This is a genomic window from Nannocystis bainbridge, assembly GCF_028368995.1.
Lineage (GTDB): Bacteria > Myxococcota_A > Polyangia > Nannocystales > Nannocystaceae > Nannocystis > Nannocystis bainbridge.
Window position 1 is genome coordinate 785036 of the sequence record NZ_JAQNDL010000001.1, and the last position, 20723, is coordinate 805758.

Genomic DNA, 20723 nt, shown 5'->3' on the forward strand with positions numbered 1-20723 from the left:
CCCCAGAGCCTGACAGAGTGCCGCGGCGCGGCGCAAGTATGTCGCAAATTTCAACTGCGCCCGCCGATGCGCGGTGGCAAACTCGTCGCCGCCGCGATACACCCGCGCGGCAGAGCACCATGCGGAACCCGTTTCCCGGTCATCGTCGCTACAGCATCACCCACCGCGCCGTGCAGCGCCTGCGCGAGCTCGTCCCCACGCTCGGGGAAGACGACGACGAGGCGCTGCGCGACCGCCTCGACCACGCGATCACCAACGCCGAGGACTCGGGCAAGGCCGTACGCACGCTCGATGTCATGCTGGCCGAGCCGCAGATCCTGATCCCGCTCGAGAGCTTCGGCGACGTGCTCTACGCCATCATCAAGGAGGACACCGTCGTGACCGTGCTGCCGCGCGGCCACGGCGAGGAGATCCTCCAGCGCGGTCAGGCGCTGGAGCAGCGGGTCGCCGCCGGCGAACCGCCCCCGCGGCCCGGCGAGCGCGACGAGTGGGAGCGCCGGCGTTGGCGGCGCGACGCGCCCACGCCGGTGATCGAGCGCGTGCGGGCCTCCGGGCCCGGCGAGCGCGACGAGGCTGCCCCCGCGGCCGCGCTGATCGAGGAGGTCGTCGCCGCGAGCCCCGCGCCCGAGGTCGTCGAGCCGGTGCCCGCGAGCGAGCCCGAGATCATCACCCGGCGCGCGCCCGACGCGGCCGCCCGCCGCGTCGGTGGTCAGCGGATCATCGCCGGCGCCGCCGCCCAGCCCCCCGAGCGCAAGCGGCCGACCAACCCGATCGCCGACGCCCTGGCCCGCGGTCTCGCGCTCGGCAAGCGGCGCGCGGCCACCCGCGCTCTCGGCGAGGCCCTGCGCGAGCAGCCGGCCGACGCCTCGCTACAGCCGCTGTGGAACCTGCTCGGCGAGAAGGGTTTGCCCGAGGCGCTGACCGTCGGCGACCTCGTGGCCGCCGTCCGCGGATTGCCCGGCTGAGCACCCGTTTGCACGCCCCGCGGCTCGCCTCTCGGGGCGACCACCTCCCGGCCCGGTCCGCCTCACGGCGCGCCGGGCCGACGTTCATCGCCCGAACTGGGGGTCGCCCGGGGTCTCCCCTGCGGCGCGAACGCGCGCGCGCGGCGAGACGACGATCGCGGGATGGGGGCCACCACCGCCCCGGTTCCACGCGCCTGGGGTATGCTGACACGACCCGTCATTCATGCGGATCGTGCCTCCCAACTCGACTGCGACCGGCGCAGAGCCTCCCGCCGAGGCCGGGGTGAGCGCGCCGATCGAGCCGGGTCCCGTCGTGAACAGCGTAGCCCCGACGACGACCGAAGTCTCCGTGGCCGCGCCGCCGCCCAACTACAGCAACCTCGTCGGCACCGTGCTCGCCGATCGCTACCGCCTGCTCAAGCGGATCGGCGAGGGCGGCATGGGCTCGGTGTATCAGGCCGAGCACATCACGATCGGCCGCAAGCTCGCCATCAAGGTGCTCTCGCCCGAGTACGGCGACAGCCCCGAGATCATCGCGCGCTTCCTGCAAGAGGCCCGCACGGCCTCGATGCTGCACCACGAGCACATCGTCGACATCACCGACTTCGGCTACACGAAGCAGGGCCTCGCGTTCCTGACGATGGAGTACCTCGAAGGCGAGGACCTGGCGACGATGCTCGCGCGCGAGGGCCGGCAGCCGTGGACGCGGGTGCGGCGGCTGCTCCTCCAGATCTGCCGCGCCCTCGACGCCGCCCACGAGGCCGGCATCGTCCACCGCGACATGAAGCCGGACAACTGCTTTCGCATCAAGCGCGGCGGCAACCCGGACTTCATCAAGATCCTCGACTTCGGGATCGCCAAGGTCATCGTCGAGGGCACCGCGAGCGGCCGCGCCGATCGTCAGAAGATGGCGACCGAGGCCGGCACGCTGCTCGGCACGCCCGAGTACATGGCCCCCGAGATCGCCCGCGATCAGAAGCCTGACGCGCGCGTCGACGTGTACTCGGTCGGCGTCGTCATGTACGAGCTGCTGACCGGCAGCGTGCCGTTCAAGGGCCAGACCTTCATGGCCACCGTGGCCATGCAGATGGTCGACGAGCCCGAGGCGCCGCGCCACCGCGCGCCTGATGCCGGGATCCCCGAGACGATCGAGCACATCGTCATGACGGCGCTGCGCAAGGATCCGGCCGAGCGCTTCCAGACCATCCGCGAGTTCGCGGACGCGATCATCGAGGCCGACCGGGCCCTGCGCTACACCCAGAGCGTCGGGCCGCTGAGCTGGGAGGCCGACGAGTTCGGCGTCCAGGGCAGCACCGACGACGTGCTCACCACCGAGTCGACCGCGCGCCCGCTGCCCGACGGGCTGCGCCACCCGACCCCGCGAGCCGCCCACGCCACGCCGCCGCCGCGCAAGAGCACGACCGGCTCGGTCGCCGGCCGCCTGCCCGCCGAGCCCGCCTCGCCGCTGCCGCAGCCCATCGCCGTCGTCGACGACGAGCCGAGCAACCTCACCACCCGGCCCAACCCGTACCGCGCGCTGGCCGGGCTGCTCCTGCTCGTGGTCGTCGGCCTCGGCGTCATCGTCTACCAGCTTCTCAACCGCGAGCCCGAGCCCACCGAGCCGCCCGAGCCGATCGCCACCCTCGTCATCCCTGGCGCCGTCCCCGACGACAGCGACGGCCACGCCGCGTCCGAGGCCAAGAAGGACGACGAAAAGAAGGAAGACGACAAGAAGGACGACGAGCCCAAGAAGAAGCCGCGCGACAAGCCCGACGACGACGACAAGCCGCACAAGAAGGCCCCGGCCGCGCACCTGGTGCAGTCGACCGACGAGGAGCGCAAGGAGTTCTTCGGCGCGATGGCCAGCGACGTCCGTCGCTGCGCCGGCCAGCACGAGGCCGCCAAGGAGCTGGTGCGCGTCGCCGTCAACGTCGAGGCCGGCACCGGCAAGCTCGAGGCCGAGCTGCGCTCGCACAAGGGCAACGCCGCGTTCGCCGACTGCGTGATCAAGGCCTTCGAGAAGCGCCGCTTCAAGAAGAACAAGCAGGCGTTCGTCTACAACAGCGACTACCAGATCTAGCCGCGCCTGGCCTCTGGGACATGTCCAGGAAGGCATGTCCAGAGGGACATGGCGCGACGGACATGCCCAGGACAGCATGTCCCCGAGGACATCCACGAAGATCGCCCGCGGGGGCTCCGAACGTCCGCGCTCGGTCCCCGCCCGCCGCGACGAGCGCTGCGACACCCGCCCCGAGCTCATCACCCGCACGCCACGACGCGGTGCTGTCGATCCGGCGTCACGCGTACGCCTGCGAGCACGGCCCCTCGCGCCCCGCTCACTCCGCGGTCGCCAGGCGGGCCGCGTCGGCGACCGGCTGGAGCACCACGCGCGCCAGCCCGCGCAGCAGCGGCTCGCCCGCGATCACCCGCGCGAGCGGCGGGCTGTAGGCGTAGTAGAACCGCACCAGGTCGAGCCCGGTCGCCGAGGGCTTGAGCCAGGCGTCGCGGAAGGCCCGCAGCGCCGCGACCTGGGCCGCCCACGGGGCGCCGTACGCCGCGGTGGCGACGAAGCAGAACGAGTCGACCGTCTGGAACTTCTGCGCCGTGGTGGTCGCGCTGACGGTGGTGATCGTGCTGCGGTTGGTGCAGCTGTCCTCGTACAGCACCGCGAACTGGTAGGTGTAGTCGCCCCACAGCTGGGCGACCTCGACGGTGCTCGGCTGGCCGAGCGGGGCCAGCACCGACGGGTCGAGCGGCGGCACCTCGTAGGCGCCGTCGAACACCTCGCGGGTCCAGGTCACGTCCTCGCCGGTGACGTGGCGGATCTTCAGGCGCGCCGGGCGGAACTCCGGGTCGTCCTGCCGCGGCACCACGAAGGTCAGGCGCACGCGGTCGAAATCGACGACCTCGGCCTGCAGGTCCTCGATCGGCGGCAGCTCGCGCAGCACGCAGCTGCCCTCCCAGCCGTCGCCGTCGGTCTCGCCCTCCAGGCCCGCCTCGCCGTACGAGAACACGCCCCAGCGGAACGTGTCGCCGTTCTTCGTCATCGACCGCAGGCGGTCGGCGCCGCTGCCGTCGGCCTCGCTGATGCTCGGGTCGGGCGGGTGGATCGCCCCGGTGGCCCCGTCCCAGTCGCCGAAGCCGGCGTAGCGGGTGGCGCCGGTGAAGCCGCGCGCGAGCGGGTCGAAGCCCACCTCGTAGAGCACCGACGGCTGGCCGAGGTAGGCGACGCCGTAGGTGCTGAGCCGTGGATCGACGAAGTGGTCGGCCTCGCGGGCGAACCGGAAGGCGTCGTTCTCGTCGCCCTCGCGGCTGACCTCGACGCGGGCGGTCAGCGGCCCGCGCTCGACCACGTCGGCGGGGATCAAGAAGGCGACGAACTCGGCCCGGTCGCCGACCGGCGTGGCCGCGGTGACCCCGTCGAGGGTGTTGAGCGCCGCGAAACTCTTGGCGTCCTGCGAGTCGAGCGCGGGGTCGAAGACCAGCAGGTCGTTGCGCGGCGGATAGACGCTGGTCCCGCCCCGCGGGTCGAAGCGGCCCTTGTCGGTGCTGAAATTCTTCGGCGAGGGGCACGTCATGGTGTCGACCACCACCGTCTCGTGGGCCTCCGGCGTCAGCGGGATGCAGAAGTAGCTCTCGGCGGTGCTGCTGTTCTCGTGCCAGCCGAGCGACTCCTGGTCGAGCGGCTCGTCGTCGAAGAAGACGACCCGCGGGTAGGTCTTGCCGGTGCCGTGGGCCCAGATCGGCAGGACCGACGGTCGCGGGCCGTAGGGCGCGCGCCAGCTCGAGAGGAAGTCCCAGCGCCCGGGCCGGTTGCCGATCCCGTACTTGCCGGTCGCCTGGGTCACGAGGACGTCGAGCGCGTGCTGGCCGTCACGGTCCTCGAGCCAGATCGCCAGCTGCACGTTGGGCACCGGCGTGTAGTGGAACTCGACCAGGATCGGCTCGGTCGCCGCCGCGTGCCCCGGGACCAGCGCCGCCGCCACGGCCAGCAGAGGCCCCACGACGGCCCGCGCGCGACGCCGGGCCGGCGTCGCGGCATGCGTCCCCAGGGCTCCGAGGTGCCTCGCGCGGGCGACCATGGCCGGGACCATACCACGCGTCCCCGGGCCGCGCCCGTGGCCGCGGCGGCCTCGCCCGGCCCCGTCACTCGCGCGACGCTGCGCGCCCGAGAGCAGCGCAGGCTCGCGGGTGCTCGCCCGCGCGAGCGCGCTGGCCGGCGCAGCATGCCTCTCGGGACATGTCCACGAGGCCAGGGCCCTCAGGACATGCCCGCATGGACATGTCCCTTCGGACTGCTCAGGCCTTGCGCTCGATCAGCTCGACCTTGTAGCCGTCGGGGTCCTCGACGAACGCGATCACCGTGGTGCCGTGCTTCATCGGCCCCGCCTCGCGCACGACCTTGCCGCCGCGGGCGCGGATGCTGGCGCAGGCGGCCGCCGCGTCCTCGACCTCGAGCGCGACGTGGCCGTAGCCGGTGCCGAGCTCGTAACTCGCGGTGTCCCAGTTGTGGGTCAGCTCGAGCACCGCGACCTCGGACTCCTCGCCGTAGCCGACGAACGCCAGGGTGAAGCGGCCGTCCGGGTAGTCGCGGCGCCGCAGCAGGCGCATGCCGAGCACCTCGGTGTAGAACGCCAGCGACTTCTCGAGGTCGCCGACACGCAGCATCGTGTGAAGGATCCGCACGGGCGTCACTTCCCGTTCGGCTTGGCCGTCACCGTGCCGGAGGCCGGCGACGCCGGGGTGGCGACGCCGGGCGACGTCGGGCTCGCCGGCGTCGTGCCGGTCGCGCCGGCGGCCGCGCGCAGGGCCGCCTCGACGAAGCTGTCCTGCTTGCCCATCTCGACCACCAGTTGGTCGCAGTTGGCGTAGTCCTTGATCGTCACGAAATTCTCGGGCGGATCACGGAACTGGATCGGGTCGGCCTTGAGCGTGATCTCGCCGCCCCACGGCACCAGCTTGGTGGTCGACACGCCGGGCCCGTTGACCAGCGCGACCGCCACGCACGAGTTGTTCTGGCGGGTGAACAGCACGCCGATCGACACCCCGTCGCAGCCGGCCTTGGGGCACACGCGCTCGGGCGACGGGCGCACGTCGATCGGCCGGCCCGGCAGCGCCTTCTCGACCAGCTGCTTCACCTTCTGCTGGATCGACTGGCCGTAATTCTGGTTCTCGGCCGCGATCGCGCTGGGGATGATGCGGGGGAACAGCACCACCACCCCGCCGGCGACCCCCTTCGAGTGCGAGATCTCGGGCGCCAGGAAGCGGGTGTCGTTCGGCGAGCCCGCCGCCACGCCCGTGCCGCCCGCGGTCGGGTCGGTCGTGCCGCCGGAGCCGCCCGGGTTCTGCGCGTCGCCCGGCGTGGTCCCGGCGCCGTCCGCGGGGCCCGGGCCGCCGATCGTCGGCCCCGTGGCGCCGCCGCTGGTGTCGGTGGGCGGGGTGGTGCTGCCCGACGTGGTCGGGGTGCAACCCAGGCTCACGGCGGCGAGGACGAGGGCGAGGCGGGGGATCGACGGCATGGGGCCGATTGTACGAAAACGGCCCGTCCACGGCGAAAATTCGCCGATCGGGGCCGGGTCCGGGGGGTCGCCGGGGCCGCCGCCGCCGCCGGGCATGTTCGATTTCGCCCCCGTTTCGAGTACCCTGCCTGCACGGCGTCCTCATGAAGCGCAGCGAAAAGGCCCTCAAAATTCAGGCCGTCCTCGACCGCCTCTACCCGCAGCCCGCGGTCCCGCTGCTCCACGGCGATCCGTTCACCTTGCTGGTCGCGGTGTTGTTGTCGGCGCAGACCACCGACGCGCGGGTCAACCTCGTCACGCCGGCGCTGTTCCAGCGCGCGCCGACGCCCGCGGCGATGGCCGAGCTGTCCGAGGCCGAGATCCTCGGGTTCATCCGCTCTTGCGGCCTCGCCCCGGCCAAGGCCAAGAACATCCGCCGGCTGTCGCAGCTGCTGCTCGAGCGCCACGGGGGACATGTCCCGAAGGACATGGCCGCGCTCGAGGACCTGCCCGGCGTCGGCCACAAGACGGCCAGCGTCGTCATGATCCAGGCGTTCGGCGTGCCGGCCTTCCCGGTCGACACCCACATCCACCGGCTGGCCGCCCGCTGGGGCCTGTCCGACGGCACCACCGTCGAGAAGACCGAGGCCGACCTCAAGGCTCTGTGGCCGCAGGACGCGTGGGCCAAGCTCCACCTGCAGATCATCTACTTCGGCCGCGAGCACTGCCCGGCCCGCGGCCACGACCCCGAGGTGTGCCCGATCTGCGCGTGGGCCGGCGTCAAGACCCGCCTCGCCGCCGAGGCCCGCGCCCGCGCGGCCGCCCGCCTCTCCGCGTCCGGGTGAGCCGCGGCGCTCGCGAGAACGGGCGCCGCGAGGGGGCGGCCTGTTTCACACGAGACGAGCCGAAGCGACGCGTACTCCATGGGCATGTCCTTCGGGGCATGTCCGATGCACCATGCTCCTTCAGACATGCCCTTTCAAGCATGTCCTCAAGACCTGTCGAGGTAGCGGCTGGTCGCCAGCGGTCCGAGCGCGGCCTCGGCCAGCGCGCGGACCGTGCGGCCGATCTCGCGGCGCACCTCGGGCTGGGCGAACATCCCCGGCGGCAGCAGCGAGGCCACGAATTTGCTGCTGCGGATCCGCAGCGCGTCGGCGCGGGTCAGGCTGCCGTGCGAGGTCGGCTCGACGTCGTGGCTGTCGGGGTCGTCGATCGCCGCCAGCGACGCCACGAACTCGGCCCGCGCCGACGCGAGGTCCAGGCGCGGGCCGTCGGGATGCAGGCGCCGGATCAGCGCCTCGAGGCCGTCGCAGAGGTCGTCCACGGCCGGCAGCATAGCCGCCGGCCGGGCCGGGCGCGAACTCAGCCGCCCGGGTCGTCGTTCTTGTGGACCCAGAAGCCGCGCATGTTGAGCGTGTTCACGTCCTGGCCGTGCAGCCAGAACCCGGGGTGGCTCGGGTCGACGCCCGGCTGCGGGTTCTCGTCGATGGCGACCACCCACAGCTGCTTGACCGAGTTCTTGTCGGCCTCGAGCTTGTTGCCGAAGGTGCGGCGCGACGTGAACACGACCCAGTTGTAGCCGCCGGAGCTGCGCGGCGCGAACGTCGGCTCGTAGTTCCAGTGGCGGTCGCGGTCACCGGCGTAGAACGGGTGGTCGTCGCCGTTGCCGGCGCGCAGGCGGATCTCCACGCCGGGCTGCTCGATGCTGGCGAGGAACATGTCCGACGTGCCGTTGCGGGTGTCGAGCATCGCCGGGTAGGCGCCGCGGTGGTAGATGACGTAGCGCCCGTCGGGCGTCACGCTCGGGAAGATGATCCCGTTGAGCGTCGGGTCGGCGCCCGGATCGACCAGCTTGACCGGGTTGGCCGCGGTGCGGTTGACGGCGTCGTAGTCGAGCGCCATCAGCGACAGCGTCGCGTGGTCGACGTAGGCGATCTTGCGCCCGTCCGACGAGAACGCCGGCATGTTGAGCACGAGGTCGTCGATGCCGGTGCCCATCAGCTTGGCGCCGGTGGTCGCGTCCCACATGCCCGGCTGACCGCCCGGCGGGCCCGGCAGGTTGAGCTCGCCGTTTTCGATCACCACCGTGCCGTCGGGCGAGATCGCCGACATCGCCCAGCTGCGGACCGGCACGCCGATGCTCGTCGAGGCGAACACCGGCGTGTTGTTGACGAGGTCCCACGTCGACACGTTGATGTCGCCGCCGATGATGAGGCGCGTGCCGTCGGCCGAGGCCGAGTGACAGGTGCTGCAGCCGTCCTGGCCGCCGGCCAGCAGGAAGTCCTCGGGCGCGTCGGCGCCGGGGTTGATGCGGAGCACGCGGCCGAGGCTGTTGGCCCAGTAGTACACCGAGCCGATCAGCGGCTCGGAGGCGATGGTCCACGTGTCGTCGGCGAGCACGAAGGCCGACGCCTGCCCGGCGGGCAGGCGGTGCACGTCGAGGCCCAGCGGCAGGCCCGAGCTCGACTCGGAGATCTGGACCCACAGCGGCTTGGGGATCGCGTGCCGCGAGGGCGGCTCGGCCAGCGTGTAGATCTTGGCGTCGACGAACTGGCCGCTGTAACGGACCAGGTACTTGTCGCCCGCGGTCGAGCCGTGCCACATCAGCTCGGCCGGCGACAGGCCCTTCGGGAACACGGTGCCGTCGTACGGGTACGACAGCGCGGCCGTGTCGGGCAGCGTCGCGCCGTCGAGGAGCTGCTTGTCGGCCTCGGTGATCTCGGGCGGCAGCTGATCGATCTTGAGGAACACGTTGACCGTGGCCTCGGCGACCTTGTTGCCGTGCAGCGCCTCGACGACGAGCTGGCCGCCGTACTGGCCGCCGGCCTCCACGGTGCCCTTCTCGTCGACCGACGCGATGTAGCTGGCGTCGGCCGACCAGGTCGCGGTCACCGGCTGCCCGTCACACAGCGCGTTCAGCTGCACCGGCGCGTGCACGCCGTTGTCGATCAGGATCATCGCCTCGGGCGGATCGACCGTCAGCGTGTTGCAGTTCGGGACCCCACCGGAGGTGGAGGTGGGCGCGTCGGTGGTCCCGGTCGCGCCGTCGGTGCCCTCGGAGGTGGTGGGCGCGTCGGTCGCGGTGCCGTCCGACTCTGAACCGGCCGTCATCGTCGACGCGATCCCCGTCGGGGAGGACGGCGAGCTCGCGCCCGCCGTGTCTCGCGTACCGTCGTCGCCGCACGCGGTCGGGACCGCGGCACACGCACTCACCAGGAGCAACCCCCGCCACGGCCTCGTCGCCTTGTCGCGGTCTTTCATCATCACCTGCCCTTCCAAAAAAACTCTTCCGCCAGCCGTATCACAGACCTACCACCCGCGCAGGCGGGGAAACCCTCTGCGCGCGGCTTCGCTGGAGACCTCGGCATCTCCCCGCCCCGGCGTTTGCGGTCCCGTGCTAAGGTGGCTGCGCAGGCGTGGTCGACCTCGAGGCGGACAGACTGCGCGCCTTGATGCGCGCCGCGGTGTTCAAGCAGCCGCACCAGCCGGTGCTCCTCGGCAACTTCGAGATCATCAAGGTGCTCGGATCGGGCGCGATGGGCATCGTGTATGAGGCCTTCGACCCCCGTCGCGGCGAGAGCGTCGCGCTCAAGACGTTGCGGGCCCCGAGCGCGCGCGCACTGGCGCTCTTCAAGCGCGAGTTCCGGGCGCTGTCGCGGCTGTCGCACCCGAACCTGGTCGAGCTGCACAAGATGTATCGCGACCACGACCAGTACTTCTTCACGATGGAGCTCATCCGCGGCTCGCCGCTGCTGACGTACCTGTGGGGCGTCGAGGCCGCTCCCGACGCGCCGACGGCCACTCCCGTCACCGACTTCGCCCGACTGCGCGCGGCCTTCGCCCAGCTCGTCGACGGCGTGTTCGCGCTCCACCAGAGCCACAAGCTGCACCGCGACATCAAGCCGACCAACGTCATGGTCAGCCCCGAAGGCCGCGTCGTCCTCATGGACTTCGGCTTCGTCGGCGAGGAGTCCGTCGGCACGCTCGAGTCGACGGCCGGCAGCCTGGTGGTCGGCACGCCGGCGTACATGGCCCCCGAGCAGGCGGTCGGCGGCGCGCGCACGCCCGCGAGCGACTGGTACAGCGTCGGCGCCACCCTCTACATGGCCCTCACCGGCCGCGTGCCCTACTCCGGGGAGAACCTGGCGCGCATGATGGAGCGCAAGCAGGCGTCGGCGCCCCCGCCGCCGCGCACGCTCGTGGCCGGCATCCCCGACGAGCTCGACGTCGTCTGCGTGCGCCTGCTCCAACCTGACCCGAAGGTCAGGCCCGGCGCGTCCGAGCTGATGGCGCTGTTCCACAGCGACCGCGGCCACCTGCAGCGGGTCCAGGCGGCCGCGTACGTGTCGCCGGCCGCCACCCACGTCGGCGCGCGCAGCTTCGTCGGCCGCACCGCCCAGGTGCGCGCGATCCGGCTGGCCTTCGACGCCGTCGACCGCGCGGCCGCGCCCGTCCCCCCGCCCGAGGCAGTGCCCGCGGTGGTGCTCGTGCACGGCCGCGCCGGCCTCGGCAAGAGCGCGCTGATCCGCCACGTCACCGACGGCCTGCGCCAGCGCGCGACCCTGCTGCGCGCCCGCTGTTACGATCGCGACACCGTCCCGTACAAGGCGCTCGACAGCCTGGTCGACGCCCTGGCCCGCCAGCTGCGCCAGCGCGACGAGGCCGAGGTCGCTACCGTGCTGCCGCCCGAGATCGACTCGCTGGTCGCGCTGTTCCCGGTGCTCCACCAGGCCCCGGCCGTGGCCGCCGTCACACCTGTCCCTTCGGCCATGCCCACGCGGCGCGATCTCCGGGCCGCGCTGCGCCCGGACGCCCCGGCCTTCCGCGCGCTGCGGCGGCTGCTCGTCGGCCTCGGCGGCGGCCGCCCGCTGGTGCTGTGGATCGACGACCTGCAGTGGGGCGACGCCGACAGCGTGCGCGTGCTGGCCGAGCTGCTGCGCCCGCCCGGGGCCCCGCGCGGCCTGCTGATCGCCAGCTACCGCAGCGAGGACGGCGACAGCCCGGCGCTGCGGGCCCTGGATGTCCTGAGGGACATGGTCGAACAGGCAGGTTCTTCGATGCAGGTGCTCGAGGTGCCGCCGCTGTCACCCGACGAGACCGACGCGCTGGCCGAGATCCTGCTCGGGCCCGACACCCCGCCGCCGCGGCTGCGCCGGGTCGCCGCCGAGGCCGGGGGCAGCCCGCAGCTGCTTCACGAGCTGGCGCGCTTCGTCGCCCACGGGGCCGGCAGCGCGCCCGAGGTCACGGTCGACGAGCTGATCGAGATCCGGATCTCGCGCCTGTCCGCGCCGCAGCGGCGCCTGGTCGAGGTGCTGGCGGTGGCCGGGCGCCCGCTGGCCCAGGCGGTCGCGTTCACGGTCGCCGGGGTCGCCCCCGCGGCCGCCAACGCCGGGCTGGCCGACCTCCACCAGCTGCAGGCCGCGGGCCTGGTCCGCAGCTTCACCGCCGCCGGCTCCGACCTGCTCGGCGAGCAGGGCGAGCTCGTGCTCGACGTCCAGCACGAGCGCACCCGCGACGCGGTGCTGATCCGCCTCGACGGTCCGGCCCTGCGCGAGCTCCACGGCCGCCTCGCCGCCGCGCTCGAGCGCGACCCGCAGACCGACCCGTTCGCCCTCATCGAGCACCTGCGCGCCGCCGGCGACACCGCCCGCGCGCTCGCCCTGGCCCGCCGGGCCGCCGGCTTCTACCGCGAGGCCGACGATTTCCTGCGCGCGGCCGCCTTCCTCCGGGTCGCCCGCGACCTCGCCCCGCCCGGGGCCGCACCGGCGCTCGCGCGCGAGCTCGGCGATGCGCTCGCGCGCGCCGGCCACAGCCGCGAGTCCGCCGAGGCCTACCTCTCGGCCCGCAACGGCAGCGACCCGGCGGGCGACCTCACCCTCGTCGGCGCCGCCGCGGCCCAGTTCATCACCGCCGGCCACCTCACCCGCGGTCAGGAGATCCTGAGCGCCGCCCTCGTCTCGGCCGGGCTGTCCGCCGGCGACGCGTCGGTGCGCGACAAGCTCGGCGCGCTGTGGCGGCGCGGCCAGAAGATGGTCCGCGGCCTCGACTTCACCGCCCGCGCCGAGGCCGACGTCGACCGCATGGACCTGGCGCGGGTCGACCTGTGCTTCGCCGCCGCGCTGTCGACCATGGCCGTCGACCCCAGCGCCGCCGCCGACGCCCAGGCGCGCCACCTGCTGCTGGCCCTGCGGGCCGGCGAACCGCGTCGGGTGGCGCGCGCCTTCGCGCTCGAGGCCTGCCTGCTGGCGCCCGGAGGCGCGCGCGCGCGCGGCCAGCTCGACCCGCTGCTCACCTCCGCGCGCGCCCTCGCCCGCTCGACCGGCGCCACCGGCATCGCCGACCTGTGCGACCTGGTCGACCTGCTGGCCGAGACCGCCGGCGGCTCGCCCACGCGCGCGCTGGCGCTCGCCGGGCCGCTGCTGCGCGCCGGCACCCTGCACGCGCCCGAGCTGCCGGGGCTGTCGACCCTGGCCCGCCTGTGCCAGTTCCGCGCGCTCACCCACCTCGGCCGCTACGACGTGCTGCTCGAGGAGGTCCCGGCCCTGCTGACCGCCGCGCGCTTCGCCGACGACCGGGCCGCCCACGTCGCCTGCGCCTCGCTGGCCGCCTGGCTGGCCGCGGTCGACGGCGACCCGGACGGCGCCCAGGCGCTCGCCGCCGAGTGCGCCGCCGCCTGGCCGTCCGCCGACGCGCGCGCCTTCCACATGCAGCACCTGCAGATCGTCGGCGCCGAGGCCCACGCGCTGCTCGCCGCCGACGATCCGGCCGGCGCCTGGGCCCGGGTCGACGCCGCCGGGCCGGCGCTGGCGCGCAGCGGCCTCGGCAACCTGCTGCCGCTGCGGATCCAGGCGACCGAGCTGACCGGCCGCACCGCCGTGGCCGCGCTCGCCGCCGGGCCGCCGCCGGGCGCCCGCGAGGGCCTGCGCCGCGCGGTCGAGCGGGCCTCCGACAGCCTCCAGCGCGACGGCGCCATGGGTCACGCCGCCCTTCTGCGCGCCGCTCTGCGCCACCTCGCCGGCGACCCCGCCGCCGCTCAGACCCAGCTCCAGACCGCCAGCGACGCGTTCGCGGCCGCCGGCATGGCCGCGCACCAGGCCGCCGCCGAGCTGCGCCTGGCCCGCCTGGCCGGCCGCAGCGGCGACGTGCCACGCGGGGCCCTGCAAGCGCTCGGCGTCGAGCACCCGAACCGCTTCGCCGACCTCCTGGCCCCGGCGCTGCCCGCGTGAGCTGCAGCGCGGCCCTTCGCGCCCTGCCCCGCCTCCCGCGGGCCCTGCCTCGCTCAACGCAGCGGCCCGCCTCGCCTCCCGCGGACACTGCCTCGCAACTCACCAGAATGCGAGCCGTCGGGGCCCGGTCCGAGTCGCGCGCGGCTCTTCTCGAGCGCACCCGCGTGAGCCCGTCGCGGCCCCACACGCCCTTCGCTAGCCTCGCCGCCGGCCGGTCGCGACGCCCGCCACGGACCTCTCGCCGCCGCCCCGAAATGCGAGCCTGCGCCGCGCGAGCCTCCGGCCCCTCGGGTGACGTCGCCCCTCTGTCGGCGCCGCCCGCGTGTGCCTCGCGACCCGCGCTCGTCCGAGCCGCCAACGCGCCGTGGATCCCCGAACTCCTGCGCGCACGACCTCTCCGCCCCGCGAGGCTGCGGACCGCGAACTCGCAGGGCCGGCGAGCGCCCGGGCGCCTGCGGACTCGTGCGCGCGGTTCGGCTTCTCCCCCGCTGTCCGCGCGTGATCCGGCGCTGGGCGCCCGCTCCGCCGAAGCCGCGGCCTCGCCGTGCTACCGTCGCCGGGATGTCCGACGACTTCGAGCTCCTCGACGCCTGGCGCGGCGGTGACCTGCAGGCCGGCAGCAAGCTGTTCGACCGCCACTTCGAGAGCATCCACCGGTTCTTGCGCAACAAGGTCGGCGACGACACCGACGAGGTCATGCAGCGGACTCTGCTCGCCTGCGTCGAGACCCGCGACCGCTTCCGCGGCGCCTCGACCTTCCGCACCTACCTGTTCGGCGTCGCCCGGCTCGAGCTGCTGGCCCACTACCGGCGCCGGCGCAAGCTCAACAACGAGCTCGACATCGAGTCGAAGTCCTTCTTCGACCTCGACCCCTCGCCGAGCACCGTCGTCGCCAAGCACAACGAGCAGCGGCTGCTGCACGAGGCGCTGCGCCGGCTGCCGATCGACCTCCAGATCGCGCTCGAGCTGCACTACTGGGAGAACATGTCGGCGACCGAGGTCGCGACCGTGCTCGAGATCCCGTCCGGCACGGTCAAGAGCCGGCTGCGGCGGGCCAAGGAGATGCTGCGCGAGATCATGGAGTCGATCACGCTCAGCAAGACCCAGCTCGAGAGCACCATGGGTGACCTCGACGGCTGGGCCAAGCAGCTCGGTGAAACCCTGCGCGAGGGCGCGGCGGTCTCACGCATGACGGCCAAGGACGACAACGACGACGAATCGCCGTCCGGAGCCGCCGCCGCCACCTGAGTTCGGCGCCCTCGCCGCTCCTGACCCGCGACATCGGCATGACTCGACCGTCCCGCAGCCTCCGGTTCTTCGCCGTCATCGGCGTCCTCTTTACTGCCCTCGTCGCCCTGGCGATGCTGACCGTCTCGCTGCGTTGCGCCTGCGGCGGGCCCGGCGTCCCGGTCAAGACGGTGCTCGAGATCGACTTCGAGCGGCCCTTCCTCGAGCACCAGGCCGCCGACCCGGTCGCGCGCGTGCTCGGCGGCGGCGGGCCCACGGTCGACGACCTCGTCGCCGCGCTCGAGAAGGCCCGCACCGACGACCGCGTGGTCGGCCTGGTCGCCCACGTCGGCGGCGCCGGCTCCGGCTTCGCCCGCACCCAGGAGCTGCGCGACGCGATCGCCGGCTTCCGCGCCAGCGGCAAGTTCGCCGTCGCCTTCTCCGAGACCTTCGGCGAGTTCGGGCCCGGCAACCAGGGCTACTACCTGGCCACCGCCTTCGACGAGATCTGGCTGCAGCCGTCCGGCGACGTCGGCCTCAACGGCCTGATGATGCAGGGCATGTTCTTCCGCGGCGCGCTCGACAAGCTCGACATCGCGGTCCGCATGGACCACCGCCACGAGTACAAGAACGCGCTCAACCAGTACACCGAGCGGGCCTTCACCCCGGCTCACAAGGAGGCCAGCCAGGCTGTCCTTTCGAGCATGTTCGATCAGCTCGTCGCCGGCATCGCCGAGGGCCGCAAGCTCGCGCCCGAGGCCGTGCGCGCGCTGGTCGACCGCGGGCCGTTCCTCGGCCCCGAGGCCCACCAGGAGGGCCTGGTCGACAAGCTCGGCTACCGCGACGAGGTCATGGACGCGGTCAAGGCCCGCGCCGGCGACGGCGCCGAGCTGCTGTGGCACGACCGTTACCTCGACCGCGCCGGCCGCCCGTGGACCCGCGGGGCCCGGATCGCCGTGGTCTACGGCCTCGGCCCGGTCCAGCGCGGCGAGAGCAGCTTCGACCCGCTGTTCCGCGAGGCCACCATGGGCTCCGACACCGTCGCCGCGGCCCTGCGCGCCGCCATCGACGACCGCGAAGTCAAGGCGATCGTGTTCCGCGTCGACAGCCCCGGCGGCTCCTACGTCGCCTCCGACGCGATCTGGCGCGAGACGGTGCGGGCCAAGCAGGCCGGCAAGCCGATCATCGTCAGCATGGGCAACGTCGCCGGCTCGGGCGGCTACTTCGTCGCCATGCACGCGACCAAGATCGTCGCCCAGCCCGGCACCATCACCGGCTCGATCGGCGTGCTCGGCGGCAAGATGATCACGCGTCAGCTGTTCGAGCGCCTCGGCGTCACCTACGACGCCATCGGCAGCTCGGCCAACAGCGACTTCTTCAGCGAGACCCACGACTACAGCGCCCACGGCTGGCAGCGCTTCCAGGCCTGGCTCGACCGCGTCTACGTCGACTTCACCAGCAAGGTCGCCGAGGGCCGCGGCCTGCCGATCGAGAAGGTCCGCGAGATCGCCAAGGGCCGGATCTGGACCGGCGCCGACGCCAAGCAGCTCGGCCTCGTCGACGAGCTCGGCGGCTGGCCGGTCGCCCTGCGCCTGGCCCGCGAGTCGGCCGGCCTGGCCGCCGACGCCGACATCGAGCTCAAGGTCTACCCGGCGGAGAAGGGCCTGCTCGGCGCCCTCCTCGGCGGCGGCCACGGCGACAACAGCGAGTCGGTCGAGGCCCGCGTCCAGCTCACCATCGGCCTGGCCGACGAGCTGCGCCCGGTCGCCGCCGAGCTGCGCGCCCTCGGCCTCGGCCCCGGCGCCCACGGCGTGATGAGCACCCTGCCGGTCGCCGTCGGCGAGTGACCTGTCCTTCGGGACACACTTGAAAATCAGGCGTCGCGGCGCGAGGGCTGTCCTGCGGGGCAGCCCTTTCCCGTCGCGCAGGCGAGCCGAGCCGCCTGTCCTTCGGGACACCTCGCCCGCCCGCTTGCGCCCCCCGCCGCCATGCGTACGGTTCGATCGGCCCGGCGATGCGCCGGACGAACCCACAGGAGGGGAAGACCCATGTCGGCCGTGCTCGCCTTCACCGCGCTCCTCGGACTGCTCGCCCCCGAATCGCCGCCGCCCGCCGAGCCCGAGCTGCCGAAGCGCGGCCCGCCGCTCGCCACCGACTGCGCGACCGACTGCGACGCGCGCTGCACCTGGGACGTCTGCCCGCACCCGCTCGGCTGCTTCGCCGCCCTCGACGAGGCCTGCCACACCGCCTGCCTGACCGAGAAGAAGGCGCAGTGCCCCAGCGAGCTGACGATCCCGCCGTGACCAGGCCTGTCCTTTCGGACATATCACAAAAGCGCCGCCCCGAAGGCCAGGCCCGCCGTGCGCGCGGCGAACATGTCCTTCAGGGCAGCAAATCAAACCGCGCGAATCGACGGACCTGTCCCTTCGAACAGCGACCGACAAAAGACCGTCCTGAAGGGTGAGCCCGGCGATGCAGCCCGCTCGCCGGGCCCCCCTTCAGGACGGCTGAGAATCCTCCAGTCCCGCAGGGCAGCTCAGCGCCGGCGCCGACGCCGGACCGCGAACGCCCCCAGCAGCGCCAGGAGCCCCGCCCCCGAGCCGGACGACTGCGCGCAGCCGCAGCCGTCGTCGCTGTCCTGCTGGCCCCACCCGGGCGGGAACAGCGGCCCGGGCGGCACCACGGGCCCGCCGCTGTCGGTAGCACCGGCGCCGCCGGCACCGCCGGTCGAATCGTCGGCCCCGGTCGAATCGTCGGAATCGCTGTCGCCCTCGCCCTGCGAATCACCGGACGTCGACCCGGTCGACTCGCCGCCCTGCGGCTCGCTCTCACCGGTCGAGCCGCCCGGCTCGCCGCCAGGCATCGGCTCCCCGCCGCCGTTCGGCGCCTCGCCGGTGTCGCCCTCGCCGGGCTCGCTCGCGGCGACGACGGTGAAGCACACCGGATCCGACATCACCACGTTGGGCTCGTCGTCACGCGCCTCGGCGGTCAGACAGAACGAGCCCTCGGGGAAGTTGGCGTCCTTCCATTCGTACGGCGGCGCCGTCACCGGCGCGGCCTGGTCGACGCCGTCGACGTAGAGGTCGACCCGGGCCACGCCGACGTTGTCGCTGGCCTCGACGGTGATCGTCACCGCTGCCGGCGAGACGAACTCCTGGCCGTCCTGCGGGCTCGTGATCGCCACCGTCGGCGGGGTCGGGTCGGGCTCGTTGGCGCCGAACAGCCACATCAATTCGGCGTGCGAGTTCTGGCCCTTGTCGCAGAACTGCTTGTGCTGGGCGCCGCAGTGGACCTGCACCTTGGTGTCGAGCTTGAGGCACTCGTCGCGGAAGCTGGGGTCGCCGCCGGCGTTGTAAGGGTTCATGATGTCGTCGGGCTCGTTGACGTGCTCGAGCCCGTACGCGTGGGCGATCTCCTGGCTCATCGTCGTCGCCTGGGTCGCCGCCGAGTACTTGTCCTTGGCGCTGTGGAACGCCAGCACGACGTTGGAGGCGACCTTCTTGTCCTCGCAATCGAGCATCGCCACCCCGAGCACGCCGCCGCCGAACACATTGGTCGGCGAATTGACGCACATCGTGTATTCGCCCTGGTCCGGCCGCTCGTCGGTGATCACCACCTTGTACTTGGCCCAGTCGGCCTTGACCGCCTGCAGCGAGGCCGCGCGCTTGCTGCCCTCGCCGTACGGCGCGTACTCCCCCGCGAACTCCTTGAAGGCGCTCTCGTCCTTCTTGGCGTCGTCCTTGCCCGTGGCCTTGAGGGTCACGCCGTCGTAGTTCAGGAAGAACACATTGGTCTGGGCCTGCCCGACGGCGCTCGGCGGCACGTTGGCCTTGAGGCGCGTCGTCCCCTGCGAGGCCGGCGGCAGCAGCGGAGCGGCGCGCACGCCGGTCGGCTCCGGCTCCGCGGCGGCGGATTGCACATACGGCGCCGCCCCCGCAGCATTGCTCACGAGACATGTCGCAAAGGACAGGACGAACATGCGCTTCCGGCGATCGGTGGTGAATGTCATGTGCCTCACTCCGTTACGACATTTCACATAGGCAATTCATGCCACCGTGCTCAAGCCTTATTTTCAGCGGCGCATGGACGATTCGCGCGGTGCGGACATTCCGCCGGCGCACCGCGAGCCCCGAGGCGTGTTGGAGGGAATTGATGCATCCGTGTGAGGCTGCGCAAGTTCTTGCGCGCCGCTCGCCGCGCACGGCAAGTTCCGCACAGTCAACGCGCCGCACGCGCGTTGACAACGTCAACCACGCACGGCGCGCCTGAAGCCGGCAAAAACTCGGGCCCGCCGCGGCTGCGCGGCAGGCCCGGGCGGTCGCTCCTCGCCGCGCTCAGCCGCGCCGGCGCCGCCGGACCAGCCCGAGCGCCACCAGCACCAGCAGCCCCGCCGCGCCCGGCCGGGCCGGCTGGGCGCAGCCGCAGCCCGTGTCGCCGCCGTCCTGGCCGAACCCCGGCGGCAGCGCCGAGCTGTCGGACGACGGCAGCAGGCCGCCGTCGTCGCCGCTGTCGCTGCCCGGCTCCGGCTCGGGCTCCGGCTCACCGGTCTCGAGGCCACCGGTCTCGCCGCCGGTGGTCGGCGGCTCGCCGGTGGTCGGGTCGGGCTCGCCGCTGGTGCTCGAAGGCCCGGTCGTGGTGCCCTCATTCTGCTTCACCACCGAGAAGCAGACCTCGGCCGACATCGTCGAGTTGGGCTCGTCGTCGATCGCCTGGGCCGCCACGCAATAAGTCCCCTCGGGGAAGGCCGCGTCGGACCACTGATACGGCGGCGTCGAGTCGGGCACGCCTTGATTGGCGCCGTCGATGAAGAGGTTGACCTCGGCGACCCCGATGTTGTCGTTGGCCTCGGCGGTGATCGTGATCGTCGCCGGGGCGACGAACTGATCGCCGTTCTTCGGGTTCGTGATCGTCACCGACGGCGGCGCCGCGTCCGGGGTCGCGCTGCCGAACAGCCACAACAGCTCCTGGTGCGAGTTCTGCTGGCCGTTGTTGCAGAACTGGTTGTGCTGGGCCCCGCACTGGATCGGGTTGCCGCCGCCGTCGAGGTTCAGACACTGGTCGAGGAAGCTCGGATCGCCGCCCGCGTTGTACGGGTTCATGATGTCGTTGGGCTGATTGACGTGCTCGAGCCCGTACGCGTGGGCGATCTCCTGGCTCATCGTCGTCGCCTGGGTCGCCGCCGAGAACTGATCGTTGGCGCTGTGGAACGCCAGCACGATGTTGGCCGCCATGTTGTCGTTGCAATCGAGCGGCGCCACCCCGAGCACGCCGCCGCCGAACACGTTCGTCGGCGAATTGACGCACATCGTGTAGAGCCCGCCGCCGGGCCGCACGTCGGTGATCGTCACGTCGTACGGGGCCCAGTCGGACTTGACCGCCTGCAGCGAGGCGGTGCGCTTGTTGCCGGCCCCGTACGGCTGGAAGTTGGCGGCGAACTCGGCGAACACCGTGGTGTTGGTCGCCGAATTGTCCTGCCCGCCCTGCTGCAGCGTCACGCCGTCGTAGTTCAGGAAGAACACGTTGGCCTGCGCGTGCCCGGCCGCGGTCGCGCGCGTGCGGTCGGCCAGGTCGAGCCCGTCCTGCGCCGGCGGGACCATCGGCGTCGCCCGCCAGGCCGCCGGCTCGGGCGCCTCCGGCGCAGCCGTTGGCTGCACGAACGGAGCGGCGAATGCGCTCGGAGTCAACAGGCACACCCCGGCGGCGACGGCCACGGACTGCGATCGGAAGGCGGCGAACGGCAGGATCATGGGGTTTGTCCAAGTTCCACCCTAGGCAATCCCTCGCCTGGCCTTCAAGCGCTAATTTCG

Annotated in this window: 14 protein-coding genes; 7 read left to right on the forward strand and 7 right to left on the reverse strand. The window is 72.8% G+C overall.

Annotated features, from left to right (window positions below):
- The first annotated feature begins 119 nt into the window (after positions 1-119).
- The gene (locus POL25_RS03110) at positions 120-965 is read left to right on the forward strand and encodes a hypothetical protein (protein ID WP_272084295.1); all 846 of its coding nucleotides are present in this window, start codon (positions 120-122) and stop codon (positions 963-965) included.
- Between the two features lie 313 nt (positions 966-1278).
- Positions 1279-3045: a serine/threonine protein kinase gene (locus POL25_RS03115; protein ID WP_272084296.1), complete on the forward strand. Its 1767-nt coding sequence runs from the start codon at positions 1279-1281 to the stop codon at positions 3043-3045.
- Positions 3046-3301: 256 nt separating this feature from the next.
- On the opposite strand, the gene POL25_RS03120 is transcribed toward POL25_RS03115, so the two are convergent.
- The 3 genes from POL25_RS03120 to POL25_RS03130 form a co-directional block, all read right to left on the reverse strand.
- Positions 3302-5047, reverse strand: a complete 1746-nt coding sequence (locus tag POL25_RS03120; protein ID WP_272084297.1) for a CFI-box-CTERM domain-containing protein — start codon at positions 5045-5047, stop codon at positions 3302-3304.
- A 217-nt stretch (positions 5048-5264) separates the two neighbouring features.
- Positions 5265-5651, reverse strand: coding sequence for a lactoylglutathione lyase (gene gloA, locus POL25_RS03125; RefSeq protein WP_272084298.1), 387 nt, complete (start codon positions 5649-5651; stop codon positions 5265-5267).
- Positions 5652-5656: 5 nt separating this feature from the next.
- The gene (locus tag POL25_RS03130; protein ID WP_272084299.1) at positions 5657-6484 is read right to left on the reverse strand and encodes a hypothetical protein; all 828 of its coding nucleotides are present in this window, start codon (positions 6482-6484) and stop codon (positions 5657-5659) included.
- A gap of 143 nt (positions 6485-6627) precedes the next feature.
- On the opposite strand from POL25_RS03130, the gene nth reads away from it, so the two are divergent.
- On the forward strand, positions 6628-7308 hold the full coding sequence (gene nth / locus POL25_RS03135; protein ID WP_272084301.1) for an endonuclease III: 681 nt from the start codon (positions 6628-6630) through the stop codon (positions 7306-7308).
- A gap of 146 nt (positions 7309-7454) precedes the next feature.
- Here the strand turns inward: nth and POL25_RS03140 are convergent, their stop codons facing one another.
- Both POL25_RS03140 and POL25_RS03145 read right to left on the reverse strand, forming a co-directional pair.
- The gene (locus POL25_RS03140) at positions 7455-7787 is read right to left on the reverse strand and encodes a hypothetical protein (protein WP_272084302.1); all 333 of its coding nucleotides are present in this window, start codon (positions 7785-7787) and stop codon (positions 7455-7457) included.
- A 38-nt stretch (positions 7788-7825) separates the two neighbouring features.
- On the reverse strand, positions 7826-9574 hold the full coding sequence (locus POL25_RS03145; protein WP_272084303.1) for a WD40 repeat domain-containing protein: 1749 nt from the start codon (positions 9572-9574) through the stop codon (positions 7826-7828).
- A gap of 305 nt (positions 9575-9879) precedes the next feature.
- Here POL25_RS03145 and POL25_RS03150 point away from each other — a divergent pair, with 305 nt between their 5' ends.
- The 4 genes from POL25_RS03150 to POL25_RS03165 all read left to right on the forward strand — a co-directional run bounded on the left by POL25_RS03150 (position 9880) and on the right by POL25_RS03165 (position 17219).
- On the forward strand, positions 9880-13689 hold the full coding sequence (locus POL25_RS03150) for a serine/threonine-protein kinase (protein ID WP_272084304.1): 3810 nt from the start codon (positions 9880-9882) through the stop codon (positions 13687-13689).
- A gap of 561 nt (positions 13690-14250) precedes the next feature.
- Entirely contained in the window at positions 14251-14937 is a 687-nt protein-coding gene (locus POL25_RS03155; RefSeq protein WP_272084305.1) for an RNA polymerase sigma factor, read from the forward strand.
- A 38-nt stretch (positions 14938-14975) separates the two neighbouring features.
- Entirely contained in the window at positions 14976-16763 is a 1788-nt protein-coding gene (sppA, locus tag POL25_RS03160; RefSeq protein ID WP_272084307.1) for a signal peptide peptidase SppA, read from the forward strand.
- 201 nt (positions 16764-16964) lie between these two features.
- A complete protein-coding gene (locus POL25_RS03165; RefSeq protein WP_272084308.1) occupies positions 16965-17219 on the forward strand; it encodes a hypothetical protein in 255 nt (84 codons plus the stop codon).
- A gap of 233 nt (positions 17220-17452) precedes the next feature.
- Here POL25_RS03165 and POL25_RS03170 read toward each other — a convergent pair whose 3' ends face one another.
- Positions 17453-18925, reverse strand: a complete 1473-nt coding sequence (locus POL25_RS03170; RefSeq protein WP_272084309.1) for an Ig-like domain-containing protein — start codon at positions 18923-18925, stop codon at positions 17453-17455.
- 325 nt (positions 18926-19250) lie between these two features.
- Complete coding sequence (locus POL25_RS03175; protein ID WP_272084310.1) at positions 19251-20663, reverse strand: Ig-like domain-containing protein; 1413 nt, start codon at positions 20661-20663, stop codon at positions 19251-19253.
- Positions 20664-20723: the final 60 nt, after the last annotated feature.

Excerpts from the sequence above, each read along its gene's own strand:
- POL25_RS03170 (WP_272084309.1), bottom strand. The coding sequence starts at position 18,925 with ATGACATTCACCACCGATCGCCGGAAGCGCATGTTCGTCCTGTCCTTT.
- POL25_RS03120 (WP_272084297.1), bottom strand. The coding sequence starts at position 5,047 with ATGGTCGCCCGCGCGAGGCACCTCGGAGCCCTGGGGACGCATGCCGCG.
- POL25_RS03165 (WP_272084308.1), top strand. The coding sequence starts at position 16,965 with ATGTCGGCCGTGCTCGCCTTCACCGCGCTCCTCGGACTGCTCGCCCCC.
- POL25_RS03110 (WP_272084295.1), top strand. The coding sequence starts at position 120 with ATGCGGAACCCGTTTCCCGGTCATCGTCGCTACAGCATCACCCACCGC.
- POL25_RS03155 (WP_272084305.1), top strand. The coding sequence starts at position 14,251 with ATGTCCGACGACTTCGAGCTCCTCGACGCCTGGCGCGGCGGTGACCTG.
- nth (WP_272084301.1), top strand. The coding sequence starts at position 6,628 with ATGAAGCGCAGCGAAAAGGCCCTCAAAATTCAGGCCGTCCTCGACCGC.
- POL25_RS03145 (WP_272084303.1), bottom strand. The coding sequence starts at position 9,574 with ATGACGGCCGGTTCAGAGTCGGACGGCACCGCGACCGACGCGCCCACC.
- sppA (WP_272084307.1), top strand. The coding sequence starts at position 14,976 with ATGACTCGACCGTCCCGCAGCCTCCGGTTCTTCGCCGTCATCGGCGTC.
- POL25_RS03130 (WP_272084299.1), bottom strand. The coding sequence starts at position 6,484 with ATGCCGTCGATCCCCCGCCTCGCCCTCGTCCTCGCCGCCGTGAGCCTG.
- POL25_RS03175 (WP_272084310.1), bottom strand. The coding sequence starts at position 20,663 with ATGATCCTGCCGTTCGCCGCCTTCCGATCGCAGTCCGTGGCCGTCGCC.